The organism is Streptomyces sp. NPDC086519, from assembly GCF_040686075.1.
Lineage (GTDB): Bacteria > Actinomycetota > Actinomycetes > Streptomycetales > Streptomycetaceae > Streptomyces > Streptomyces shenzhenensis.
Map to the genome: position 1 here is coordinate 1 of NZ_JBFBJL010000073.1, position 12214 is coordinate 12214.

Annotated in this window: 9 protein-coding genes; 8 read left to right on the forward strand and 1 reads right to left on the reverse strand. The window is 70.4% G+C overall.

Going from position 1 to position 12214, the window contains the following annotated elements; genetic code table 11:
• Positions 1 to 282: 282 nt before the first annotated feature.
• The 7 genes from AB0P24_RS40625 to AB0P24_RS40655 all read left to right on the forward strand — a co-directional run bounded on the left by AB0P24_RS40625 (position 283) and on the right by AB0P24_RS40655 (position 10578).
• Entirely contained in the window at positions 283 to 1482 is a 1200-nt protein-coding gene (locus AB0P24_RS40625) for an ROK family transcriptional regulator (protein ID WP_365803182.1), read from the forward strand.
• A gap of 134 nt (positions 1483 to 1616) precedes the next feature.
• The gene (locus AB0P24_RS40630) at positions 1617 to 2708 is read left to right on the forward strand and encodes a substrate-binding domain-containing protein (protein ID WP_365803183.1); all 1092 of its coding nucleotides are present in this window, start codon (positions 1617 to 1619) and stop codon (positions 2706 to 2708) included.
• Between the two features lie 325 nt (positions 2709 to 3033).
• Positions 3034 to 3825, forward strand: a complete 792-nt coding sequence (locus tag AB0P24_RS40635) for an ATP-binding cassette domain-containing protein (RefSeq protein WP_365803248.1) — start codon at positions 3034 to 3036, stop codon at positions 3823 to 3825.
• 71 nt (positions 3826 to 3896) lie between these two features.
• Positions 3897 to 5171, forward strand: a complete 1275-nt coding sequence (locus AB0P24_RS40640; RefSeq protein WP_365803250.1) for a sugar ABC transporter permease — start codon at positions 3897 to 3899, stop codon at positions 5169 to 5171.
• Positions 5172 to 5463: 292 nt separating this feature from the next.
• On the forward strand, positions 5464 to 7380 hold the full coding sequence (gene dxs, locus AB0P24_RS40645) for a 1-deoxy-D-xylulose-5-phosphate synthase (RefSeq protein ID WP_365803186.1): 1917 nt from the start codon (positions 5464 to 5466) through the stop codon (positions 7378 to 7380).
• A gap of 177 nt (positions 7381 to 7557) precedes the next feature.
• Positions 7558 to 9054, forward strand: coding sequence for an amino acid permease (locus AB0P24_RS40650; RefSeq protein WP_365803188.1), 1497 nt, complete (start codon positions 7558 to 7560; stop codon positions 9052 to 9054).
• Between the two features lie 72 nt (positions 9055 to 9126).
• A complete protein-coding gene (locus tag AB0P24_RS40655) occupies positions 9127 to 10578 on the forward strand; it encodes a glycosyltransferase family 39 protein (RefSeq protein WP_365803190.1) in 1452 nt (483 codons plus the stop codon).
• Between the two features lie 107 nt (positions 10579 to 10685).
• Here AB0P24_RS40655 and AB0P24_RS40660 read toward each other — a convergent pair whose 3' ends face one another.
• Positions 10686 to 11057 carry an NTP pyrophosphohydrolase gene (locus AB0P24_RS40660; protein ID WP_365803192.1) on the reverse strand — a complete coding sequence of 124 codons (372 nt, stop codon included), beginning with the start codon at positions 11055 to 11057 and terminating at the stop codon, positions 10686 to 10688.
• A 64-nt stretch (positions 11058 to 11121) separates the two neighbouring features.
• Here AB0P24_RS40660 and AB0P24_RS40665 point away from each other — a divergent pair, with 64 nt between their 5' ends.
• Complete coding sequence (locus AB0P24_RS40665) at positions 11122 to 12138, forward strand: hypothetical protein (protein WP_365803193.1); 1017 nt, start codon at positions 11122 to 11124, stop codon at positions 12136 to 12138.
• Positions 12139 to 12214 lie beyond the last annotated feature (76 nt).

The window sequence follows — 12214 nt, forward strand, 5'->3', positions numbered from 1 at the left end:
GGCTGCACACCTACAACCACCACCGCGGACACACCGCGCTGAAAGGCCAACCACCCGCCAGCCGCGTCCCCAACCTCACGGGTCAGTACACCTAGACATGTCGAAAGCATGTCCCCCAGGCAACCTCCGAACCGCCAACGATTTCTGTCAAGGACTTGACGGCGGTAACCCCTTCAGCAGAGCTTGGAGTTCATAACTTGTAAGTGACCCGGTCTCAGTGAGGTGATCTGGGTCACGCGGGCGGCGCCGTGGCCGCCTCCGATGGCAGGAGTGGATGGGTCGATGGAGACTCCGGGGTCGCAGTCGTCGCTGCACCGAGCCAACCTGGAACGTGTCGTACGGGCCGTACGACTGGCCGGATCGCTCACGCAGGCGGAGATCGCGCGCACGACCGGCCTGTCGGCTGCGACGGTCTCCAACATCGTGCGCGAACTCAAGGACGGCGGAACCGTCGAGGTCACGCCCACGTCGGCGGGCGGCCGCAGGGCCCGCAGCGTGAGTCTGAGCGGTGACGCCGGCATCGTCATCGGGGTCGACTTCGGCCACACCCACCTGCGCGTCGCGATCGGGAACCTCGCCCACCAGGTGCTGGCCGAGGAGTCCGAGCCCCTCGACGTGGACGCCTCGGCCAGCCAGGGCTTCGACCGGGCGGAAGAACTGGTCAACCGCCTGATCGCGGCCACGGGTGTGGACCGCACGAAGATCGCCGGCGTGGGCGTCGGCGTCCCCGGCCCGATCGACGTGGAGTCCGGCACCCTCGGCTCCAGCGCCATCCTGCCCGGCTGGATCGGCGCGAGACCCGCGGAGGAGCTCCGGCTGCGCCTCGGCGTCCCCGTGCACGTGGACAACGACGCCAACCTCGGCGCCCTCGGTGAGCTGGTCTGGGGCAGCGGCAAGGGCGTGCGTGATCTTGCTTACATCAAGGTGGCCAGCGGTGTCGGCGCCGGGCTGGTGATCAACGGGAAGATCTACCGGGGTCCCGGCGGTACGGCCGGAGAAATCGGACATATTACACTCGATGAGTCCGGCCCGGTCTGCCGCTGCGGCAACCGCGGCTGCCTGGAGACCTTCGCGTCGGCCCGCTATGTGCTGCCGCTGCTCCAGCCCAGTCACGGCACCGACCTGACCATGGAAGGTGTCGTACGGCTGGCCCGGGAGGGCGACCCGGGCTGTCGCCGGGTGATCGCTGACATCGGTCGGCACATCGGCAGCGGTGTGGCCAATCTCTGCAACCTGCTCAACCCGAGCCGGGTGGTCCTCGGCGGCGATCTCGCCGAGGCCGGAGAGCTGGTCCTGGGGCCCATCAGGGAGTCCGTGAGCCGCTATGCGATCCCCAGTGCGGCCCGCCAGCTCTCGGTGCTTCCGGGGGCGCTCGGCGGCCGTGCGGAGGTGCTCGGCGCGCTCGCTCTCGCCCTCAGCGAGATGGGCGATTCGACCCTTTTGGATGGGTCGTTGCCCGCTGTTGCACCTGCCTTCACTTAGAGAACGAATGGCGCCGTTGCCATCTCGTTAAGTATTTACTTCTTGACGTCGAAGTCACGGCCGAGTTGACTTCCAGCCACCTCGGCCGCAGCGTTGCGGCCCTGTCAGGGAGGCACCCCCAAATGAACGCAACGATGCGTAGAGTCGTGATCGGCACCGCCGCGGTTTCCATGGCGCTGTCGCTCGCCGCCTGTGGCAAGGCCGGCGACAAGAAGAGCGACTCGTCGAGCAGCAGCTCCTCCGGTGGTAGCAAGACCATCGGCCTGCTGCTCCCCGACAGCGTGACCGCGCGCTACGAGAAGTTCGACAAGCCGTACTTCGAGCAGCAGGTCAGCTCGCTGTGTGCCGACTGCAAGGTCGAGTACGCGAACGCTGCCGGTGACGCGGCCAAGCAGGCCCAGCAGGTCAGCAGCATGGTCACCAAGGGCGTGAAGGTCATCGTGATCTCCGCCCAGGACTCTGCGGCCATCAAGTCCTCCATCGACGCCGCCGTGGCCAAGGGCATCAAGGTCGTCGCGTACGACCGCCTCGCCCAGGGCAACGTCTCGGCCTACGTCTCCTTCGACAACGTCAAGGTCGGCCAGCTCCAGGGCCAGGCCCTCCTCGACGCCCTCGGCTCCAAGGCGACCACCAAGTCCAAGATCGTCATGATCAACGGTGACGACGCCGACCCGAACGCCGCCCAGTTCAAGAAGGGCGCGCACGAGGCTCTCGACGGCAAGGTCGACATCGCCTACGAGCAGTCCGGTCTGTGGAAGGACACGGTCGCCGCGCAGAAGGTGAAGGCGGCCATCACCCAGCTCGGTGCCAAGAACATCGCGGGCGTCTACTCCGCCAACGACGGCATGGCCGGTGGTATCGCCAACACCCTCAAGGGCGCCGGCATCAGCGGCATCCCGCTGACGGGCCAGGACGCGGAGCTCGCGGGCATCCAGCGCATCGTCGCCGGCACCCAGTCCTCCACCGTCTACAAGGCGTTCAAGCCGGAGGCCGACGCCGCCGCCACGATCGCGGTGGACCTGCTGGAGGGCAAGAGCATCTCCTCGCTCGCCACCACCACGCTGACCAGCGGCTCCGGCAACAAGGTGCCCTCGCAGCTGCTGACCCCGGTGTCGGTCACCAAGGCCAACATCAAGGACACGGTGATCAAGGACGGTCTCTACACCGTCTCCGACATCTGCACCAGCGAGTTCGCCAAGGCCTGCAAGGCCGCCGGCCTGCAGTAGTCCGGCACCGGAGCCGCACGGCTCCGGCCGTCAGCGCCCGGGTGATCGCAGTACGACACCCGGGCCCCGGCCGCCCGGCGCACCCCGGCCCTTCCGCAAGGGCCCGGTCCGTCCGGCGGTCTCGCGAAACCCCTCCGACGCCCGCTCCGGCCTTCATACCCCGCTGCCGGAACGGGCGTCGGACGGACCCGTTGCCAAGCGCGGCGGATTCGCGCATGTTCATCTTGTAAACCGCGTGCGTACACCGAGGCACCCCGAGGTACCGCACGACCCTCCGCGCCTGATCACCAAGCGCGGCATCCCCGCCGGTCAGGCGGCGAAGGAGATGGTTCACGTGTCCGCTACGCCCGTGCTGGCGTTGCGCGGAGTCTCCAAGCGATTCGGTGCGGTCCAGGCCCTCACCGACGTCGAACTGGAGGTCCACGCCGGAGAAGTGGTCGCCCTGGTGGGCGACAACGGCGCAGGAAAGTCGACCCTGGTCAAGACGATCGCGGGTGTGCACCCCATCGATGAGGGCGTCATCGAGTGGGAGGGCAACTCCGTCAGCATCAACAAGCCGCACGACGCCCAGGGGCTCGGCGTCGCGACGGTCTACCAGGACCTCGCCCTCTGCGACAACCTCGACGTGGTGGGCAACCTCTTCCTCGGCCGTGAGCTGCTGCACCGCGGCGTCATCGACGAGGTGACGATGGAGAAGCAGGCCCGCGAGCTGCTGAGCACGCTCTCCATCCGGATCCCGAGCGTGCGCATCCCGATCGCCAGCCTCTCCGGCGGTCAGCGTCAGGTCGTGGCCATCGCCCGCGCCCTGATCGGCGACCCCAAGGTCGTCATCCTCGACGAGCCCACCGCCGCCCTCGGCGTCGAGCAGACCGCGCAGGTCCTCGACCTGGTCGAGCGGCTGCGCGAGCGGAACCTCGCCGTCATTCTCATCAGCCACAACATGGCCGACGTGAAGGCGGTCGCGGACACCGTCGCCGTGCTGCGTCTGGGCAGGAACAATGGTTTCTTCCCCGTGAAGAGCACCAGCCAGGAAGAGATCATCGCGGCGATCACGGGTGCCACGGACAACGCCGTGACCCGTCGTTCGGAGCGTCGCACCCCGGAGGCGGCAAAGTGAGCGAGACGTCCAACAAGACCGTCAAGGGCGACGAGTCGCCCCGGCTCGACAAGACCGAGCCGGCCGACGCCGTGACCACGGTGGCCCCCGCCGACGACCCCACGGCCGCGCCGGTCGCGGTCGTCGACCCGCGTCTGCTGGTCCGTGAAGAGGGCCTGAAGGGCTACCTCACGGAGTTCAAGCGCCGGGTGCGGGGCGGCGAGCTGGGCTCGCTGCCGGTGGTGATCGGCCTGGTCATCATCTGGACCATCTTCCAGGTGAAGAACAGCCTGTTCCTCAGCGCGGAGAACCTCTCCAACATCAGCTACTTCCTCTCGGCCACCGGCATGCTCGCCATCGGCCTGGTGTTCGTGCTGCTGCTCGGCGAGATCGACCTCTCCGTCGGATCGGTGAGCGGTCTGGCCTCCACGGTGTTCGCCGTCTTCGTGGTCAACCACGGAATGAACCAGTGGCTGGCGCTGGTCCTCACGATCGTCACGGGTGTCGGCATCGGCGCCCTGCACGGCTGGTTCTTCGCCAGGATCGGCGTACCCGCGTTCGTGGTCACCCTGGCCGGCTTCCTCGGCTGGAACGGTCTGATGCTGTGGCTGCTCGGCGACAGCGGCACGATCAACATCCCGGCCGACAGCGGTCCGGTGCACGTCCTCGGCCAGAGCTCCTTCTTCATGGACCAGGCCATCATCGGCGCCTACCTGCTGGCCGGCCTCGGTGTCGTGCTGTCGGCGCTGGGCCAGTTCAACGAGCAGCGCCGGCGCCGCGCGGCGGGCGTGCCGTTCCGGCCCACCAGCGAGATCATCGTCCGCGTCGCGCTGCTCGCGGTCGCGTCCTTCGCCGCCGCCGCCGTGCTGAACAACGCGGCCGGTGTCTCCAACGCGCTGGTGATCTTCCTGGCGTCGCTGGTGATCGTCGACTTCGTGCTGCGCCGTACGACCTACGGCCGCAAGGTCTTCGCGGTCGGCGGCGGCATCGAGGCGGCCCGGCGTGCCGGTATCAGCGTGCCGATGGTCCGGATCACCGTGTTCGCGATCTCCGGTGGCTTCGCGGCGATCGGCGGCATGTTCTTCGCCGGTCAGACGGCGAGCGCGACGCTCAACGCCGGTGGCGGCAACACGCTGATGCTCGCCATCGCGGCGGCGGTCATCGGCGGCACGTCGCTGTTCGGCGGCCGCGGTACCGTCTGGTCCGCCCTCCTGGGCATGCTGGTCATCCAGTCCATCCAGACCGGTCTCGACCTGCTGAACATGAACACGTCGATCCAGTACATGATCACCGGTGGCGTTCTGCTGGGTGCGGTCGTCATCGACTCCGTCTCCCGCAAGAGCCAGAAGGCGGCGGGGCGCGGCTGACACCGATCGCCGTTGGGGGTGCGGTGGTGGTGCGGGTGCCGGTCCGTTGTGGCTGGTCGCGCCCACGCGGCGGTAGCCGCAAATGAACACAGCCCCGCGCCCCTTTCAGGGACGTGACAGTGCCCGGTGTCTGAAAAGGCACCGGGCACAGCTGTGTCTCAGGAACCCTTTCGTTGGGTACGGCCGTTCGCGTGACGTATGACGTACAGCCCGCGCGTCGGCCGCCCGGGCGGAACATTAGACTCGACGAGCCCGGCAACAGCTCGATCAGCTCTACTGCAAGGAGGCACGGGTGCCGCTGCTGACCCGTATCAGGGGACCGCGCGATCTGGACCGGCTCAGCCCCGAGGAGCTGGTCCAGCTGGCAGAGGAGATCCGGACCTTCCTCGTGGAAGCGGTCTCCAAGACCGGCGGACACCTCGGTCCCAACCTGGGCGTGGTCGAGCTCACCATCGCCCTGCACCGCGTCTTCGACTCCCCGAAGGACAAGGTGCTCTGGGACACCGGCCACCAGTCCTACGTGCACAAGCTGCTCACCGGCCGTCAGGACTTCTCCAGGCTCAAACAGAAGGGCGGCCTGTCCGGCTACCCCTCGCAGGCCGAGTCCGAGCACGACGTCATCGAGAACAGTCACGCCTCCACCGTGCTCGGCTGGGCGGACGGCATCGCCAAGGGCAACCAGCTGCTGGCACGCGACAGTCACGTCGTCGCGGTGATCGGTGACGGCGCCCTCACCGGCGGCATGGCCTGGGAGGCGCTGAACAACATCGCCGACGCCAAGGACCGCCCGCTGGTCATCGTCGTCAACGACAACGAGCGCTCGTACGCCCCGACCATCGGCGGCCTCGCCAACCACCTGGCGACCCTGCGTACGACCGACGGGTACGAGCGGTTCCTGGCCCGGGGCAAGGACCTGCTGGAGCGCACCCCGGTCGTCGGCAGGCCGCTCTACGACACCCTGCACGGCGCCAAGAAGGGGCTGAAGGACTTCATCGCCCCGCAGGGCATGTTCGAGGACCTCGGCCTGAAGTACGTCGGCCCGATCGACGGCCACGACATCGAGGCCCTGGAGTCGGCCCTCACGCGGGCCAAGCGGTTCGGCGGCCCGGTGATCGTGCACTGCCTCACCGAGAAGGGCCGCGGCTACCAGCCCGCCCTCCAGGACGAGGCCGACCGCTTCCACGGCATCGGCCCCATCCACCCCGACACCGGCCTGCCGGTCAAGGTCTCTGGCGCCGACTGGACCTCCGTGTTCGGTGACGAGATGGTCGAGCTCGGCAAGGAGCGCGAGGACATCGTGGCCATCACGGCGGCCATGCTCCAGCCGGTCGGCCTGAAGAAGTTCGCGGACACCTTCCCGGACCGTATCTACGACGTCGGCATCGCCGAGCAGCACGGCGCCGTCTCGGCGGCGGGCCTCGCCACGGCCGGCCTGCACCCCGTCTTCGCCGTGTACGCCACCTTCCTCAACCGCGCCTTCGACCAGGTGCTGATGGACGTGGCCCTGCACAGGTGCGGGGTGACCTTCGTCCTGGACCGGGCCGGCGTCACCGGCACCGACGGCGCCTCCCACAACGGCATGTGGGACATGTCGATCCTCCAGGTCGTGCCCGGCCTCAGGCTCGCCGCCCCGCGTGACGCCGACCAGGTCCGCGCCCAGCTCCGCGAGGCCGTCGAGGTCGACGACGCCCCGACGGTCGTCCGCTTCTCCAAGGGCGCGGTCGGCCCCGCCGTGGCCGCCGTCGGCAAGGTCGGCGGCATGGACGTCCTGCGCGAGCCCGGCACCGACACCCCGGACGTGCTCCTGGTCTCCGTGGGCGCCCTCGCCCCCATGTGCCTGGAGATCGCCGGCCTCCTCGACAAGCAGGGCATCTCCACCACCGTGGTCGACCCGCGCTGGGTCAAGCCGGTCGACGAGGCCATGGCCCCGCTGGCCGAGCGTCACCGGGTGGTCGTGACGGTGGAGGACAACATCCGCGTGGGCGGTGTGGGCTCCGCCGTCGCCCAGGCGCTGAGGGACGCCGGAGTGGACGTCCCGCTCCGAGACTTCGGCATCCCGCCCCGCTTCCTCGACCACGCGTCGAGGGCCGAGGTCATGGCCGAGATCGGCCTGACAGCCCCGGACATCGCCCGCCAGGTGACGGGCCTGGTGGCGAAGCTGGACGGTCAGCCGACGGATGTCACTTCGGTGGAACCGGCGAGGGACTGATCAAAGCCGCCCCGGCCGGAGCGCCCCTTCGGGGGGCGGGGCTGTATTGGACCATGGGCCGGTCTCGCCTCTCCGGTGGCGAGACCGGCCCATCTGCGTGAACCTGCCCTTGCCGGGGCATACGCACCCCCGGCCCTCTCGATCATGTCGAGGACGACAAACGTGGGAGGTAGACACGTGGGCAGTACCCTCTTCAGGACGAAGAACGTCGAACAGTCCATCAAGGACACCGAGGAACCGGAGCACGCGCTCAAGAAGTCGCTGTCGGCCCTGGACCTCACGGTCTTCGGCGTGGGTGTCATCATCGGCACCGGCATCTTCGTCCTGACCGGCACGGCCGCGAAGAACAACGCGGGCCCCGCCGTAGCGCTCTCCTTCGTCGTGGCCGGCGTCGTCTGCGGCCTCGCCGCGCTGTGCTACGCGGAGTTCGCCTCCACCGTCCCGGTCGCCGGTTCGGCGTACACCTTCTCGTACGCCTCCCTCGGCGAGTTCCCCGCCTGGATCATCGGCTGGGACCTGGTGCTGGAGCTGGCGCTGGGCACGGCGGTGGTCGCCGTCGGCTGGTCGGGGTACATCCACTCGCTGCTCGAGAACGCGGGCTGGCATCTGCCCGGCTACCTCAGCGGCCGCGACGGCGCCCACGGCTTCGGTTTCGACATCCTCGCCGCCGCCCTGGTCCTCGTCCTCACCGCGATCCTCGTCGTCGGCATGAAGCTCTCGGCCCGGGTCACCTCGGTCGTCGTCGCCATCAAGGTGGCCGTCGTCCTGGTCGTCATCATCGCGGGCGCCTTCTTCATCAACAGCGGCAACTACAGCCCCTTCGTCCCGGCCAAGGAACCGGTGCCGGCCGGCGGCAACCTCAAGGCCCCGCTGATCCAGCTGATGTTCGGCTGGGCGCCCTCCAACTTCGGCGTGATGGGCATCTTCACCGCCGCCTCCGTCGTCTTCTTCGCCTTCATCGGCTTCGACGTCGTCGCCACCGCCGCCGAGGAGACCCGCCACCCGCAGCGGGACGTGCCGCGCGGCATCATCGGCTCCCTCATCATCTGCACCGCGCTCTACGTGGCGGTGGCCATCGTGGTGACCGGCATGCAGAAGTACAGCGAGCTGTCCGTGGACGCCCCGCTGGCCGACGCGTTCAAGGCCACCGGGCATCCCTGGTTCGCGGGCCTGATCAGTTTCGGCGCGGCCGTCGGCCTGACCACCGTCTGCATGATCCTGCTGCTCGGCCAGTCCCGGGTGTTCTTCGCGATGAGCCGGGACGGCCTGCTGCCCCGCTTCTTCTCGCACACCCACCCGAGGTTCCGCACCCCGTACCGGCCGACCATCCTGCTGGGCGTCGTCATCGCGATCGTCGCCGGCTTCACCAGTCTCAGCGAACTCGCCGAACTGGTGAACATCGGCACGCTCTTCGCGTTCGTCGTCGTCGCGATCAGTGTGATCATCCTGCGCAACACCCGGCCGGACCTGGAGCGGTCCTTCCGCACCCCCTGGGTGCCGGCGCTGCCGATCCTGTCCGTCCTGGCCTCGCTGTGGCTGATGCTCAACCTGCCCGCGGAGACCTGGCTGCGGTTCGCCATCTGGATGATCATCGGCTTCGTCGTCTACTTCCTCTACGGCCGCTCGCACAGCCGCCTCGCCCAGGCCGGGCGGGCCCCCGCCGACGCTCCGTGACCGGCAGGCTCGCCGCTCCGGCCCCGTATGTCCCGCCGGGATGGGACTGCGGGGCCGGATAGCGTGCTCCCCATGCTTCTCGCGCCCCTCGCCCCACCACGGTCCGTAGGCGCAGGGAGGGGGTACTGGGCGCGGCTGCTGCCGCTGCTCGCCGTCCTGGCCTGCGTCACCCGCGTGCCGTCCTTCCTCAGACCGCTGTGGAACCCGGACGAGGGCTACCTCGCCGTCCAGGCACGCCTCCTCGCGCGCGGCGGGCAGCTGTACGAGACGGTCGTGGACCGCAAGCCGCCGCTGCTGCCGTGGCTGTACGAGGGGACGTTCGCGGTCTTCGGGTCCGGGTCGCTCACCCCGGTCCGGGTCCTCGCCGTCCTGGCCCAGCTGGCCACTGCCGCGCTGCTCGCGTCGATCGCCCGGCGGCGCTGGGGGGACCGCGCGGGCCGTACCGCCGGGGCGCTGTATCTGCTGGTCTCGGTCGGCCTCAACCCCGAGGACGCGCAGGCGGCCACCTTCGAGGTGTTCATGCTGCCCTGCACGGCCGCCGCGGTGTGGTGCGCCGACCGCCGCCGCTGGGGCGCGGCCGGGGCCGCCGTCGCCTGCGCCTTCCTCACCAAGCAGACCGGCGGGGCGGTCCTGCTGCCGGTGCTCTTTCTCCTCGGCCGGCACGGCGGCCCGCGCGCGGGCCTGCTCAGGCTGGCGGCCGGCGCCGCCCTGCCCGTACTCGGCGCGGCCCTGGTCACCGACCCGGCCGGCTTCGCCTTCTGGACGGTCACCGGCTCCGGCGCCTACGCCTCCTTCACCGGCTCCGAACTCCATGTCCTGGCGCGGGCGATGACCAACACCGCGATTCTCGGCGCGGCCTCGGCCGGCCTGCTCCCGGCCATCGTGCGGGCCCTGCGCATCGCCCGCACCGGCTCCGGCGACCTGTGGCTGTGGCTGGCCGCGTCGGCGGCCGCCGTCGCCCTCGGCTTCCACTTCTTCGGCCACTACTTCCTGCAACTCACCCCGCCGCTCGCGCTGCTGGCCACGGCCGCGTTGCAGATCCTGCCGCGGGAGCGGACCCCGGGCGCCGTGCTCGCCTCGGCCTGCGCCTGCGCCCTGTTCCTGACCTGGGGCGTCCTGGCCCCCCGGCCCGAACTGGCGCACGCCCAGCGGCTGGCGCTCACCCTGGACCGCCGTACCGAGCCCGGCGACCGGGTCCTGGTGTGGGGCATACACCCGGAGACGTACTGGCTCGCCGACCGCACCCCGGCGACCCGCTACCTCACCGCCGGCCTCCTCACCAACTTCAGCGGCGGCCGGGACGGCCCGCAGGTCGGCGAGAAGTACGCCGTCGCCGGCACCTGGCCGGTCTTCCGCGCGGAAATGGCCGACCGGGCGCCGGCCCTGGTGATCGACGACTCCCGGGGCAAGCCGTACGGCCCCGACCGCGTCCCCAGCCTGCGCAGGCTGCTCGCGACAGGGTACGAGCAGGCCGGCGAGGTGGACGGCGCGGTGCTGTACGTCAGGGTGCCGAGCGCCCCGTAAGGGGCGCTGGGGGGTACCCCCGGCCGAAGGCTGGGGGAGGAACCGCGCAACCAGCCACGACGGCGCCGCAGTCGGCGTGCCGCGGTACTTCCGGCGGAGCGCCCCGCTCAGCGCAGCAGGGTGCTCGGCCCGATCACCTCGGCGCCCAACTCGGTGACCCGGCTCCGCAGTTCACGGTCGGCGGTGACGACGAGCCGGGGCCGGCCGGGGTCCTCGGCGGTCAGCTCCACGATCCGGTCGTCGCCGCTGCCGGGTGCCGACTCCACCCGTACCCCGGGCACCGACGCCACCCCGCGGGCCGCGCCCTCGACGACGAGCACCAGCTCCACCGGCGTCGGCCGGCCGGGCAGCCCCCGCTCGGCGAGCCGGTCGCGGAGCCGCTCGGCGGCCCCCTTACGGTCCCGCCACCAGCCGTCCGGCCGTGCCCCGACGACGTTCGCGCCGTCGACGATCACCAGCAGGGGAGCTTCGTCTTCCATGCCCCAAGCCTCGCACGCCCGGGGCCGCTCCACTGCCGCGAACGGCCCCGCTTAGAGTGAAGCGGTGAACGGCGACTGGCTCCTCCGCGGCCGTGACGGCCGGCTCAGTGTCTATCTGCCGTCGGGCGACGCCGTGTTGTGCCGCGCCGAACGCGGACCCGGCGCGCCCTGGGGCGCGCCCCGGAAGATGGGCGGCGACCAGCGGCTGCATGCCGGCTTCTCGGTGGGGCAGGGGGCCAACGGATACGCCCACCTGGTCGCCTGGCGGCCCACCGTGCGGGGTGAGTCGGGTCTCGTCCACTCCACGCACTACCGGCCGCATCTGGCCGCCCTGGACTGGCAGTCGATCGGCCACCCGAGCAAGAAGGGCGACGTCACCGGTGTGCCGGCGGTGGCCGTGGACGCGGAGGGCCGCGCCCATGTCTTCGTCCGCAACCGGGGGCGCGGGGTGAGCATGGTCGCTCAGAAGGAGAAGGGCGGCTGGGAGCCGTGGCGGGACCTGAAGGGACGGCTGGTCGAGGACGGGCTCGCGGCGGTGACCGGCGCGTCGGGGCGCGTCGAGGTGTACGCGGCCGTGCCCGGCGGCATCGTGCACTGGCGTCAGGAGGAGGCCGGCAAACCGCCGGTGCTCCTTGAGTCGCTTGAGACCCCGGTCCGGCCGGGCACTCTCACCGCCCTCGCCACCTCGGCCGAAAGCACCACCCTCTACTACACCGACGAGTCCGGGGACCTCTGCGCCTGGCGTCCGGGCGGCAAGCCGCACACCCTGCTGCCGTCCGCCGGGCCCGGCCCGGTCGCCGCGGTCCGCTGCGAACTCGACGGGTACGACTGCACCCTGCTCGCCCAGCGCTCGGCGAGCGGCCGGGTGGCCTTCGCCGCGTATCCGACCCAGGACGAGGGGGCGGGCGCCTGGTGGACCGAGTCGGGACCACAACTCCCCGCCGACGCCCGGGTCGCCCTGACCACGGACGAGGAGGGCCGGGTGACCGCGGCGAGCCTGTCGCCGTCCACCGGGCAGTTCCTGCTCACCCGCCGCAAGGACGAGCCGGGGCTGGCGCTCGCGGCCTGGCGCGCGGTCTGACTTCTGCGAGTGCACGGGCTTCTGGAACCGCACGGGCTTCTGGAACCGCACGGGAGAACGAAAAGGGGCCCTCCGC

Excerpts from the sequence above, each read along its gene's own strand:
- AB0P24_RS40625 (WP_365803182.1), top strand. The coding sequence starts at position 283 with ATGGAGACTCCGGGGTCGCAGTCGTCGCTGCACCGAGCCAACCTGGAA.
- AB0P24_RS40630 (WP_365803183.1), top strand. The coding sequence starts at position 1,617 with ATGCGTAGAGTCGTGATCGGCACCGCCGCGGTTTCCATGGCGCTGTCG.
- AB0P24_RS40635 (WP_365803248.1), top strand. The coding sequence starts at position 3,034 with ATGGTTCACGTGTCCGCTACGCCCGTGCTGGCGTTGCGCGGAGTCTCC.
- AB0P24_RS40655 (WP_365803190.1), top strand. The coding sequence starts at position 9,127 with ATGCTTCTCGCGCCCCTCGCCCCACCACGGTCCGTAGGCGCAGGGAGG.
- AB0P24_RS40660 (WP_365803192.1), bottom strand. The coding sequence starts at position 11,057 with ATGGAAGACGAAGCTCCCCTGCTGGTGATCGTCGACGGCGCGAACGTC.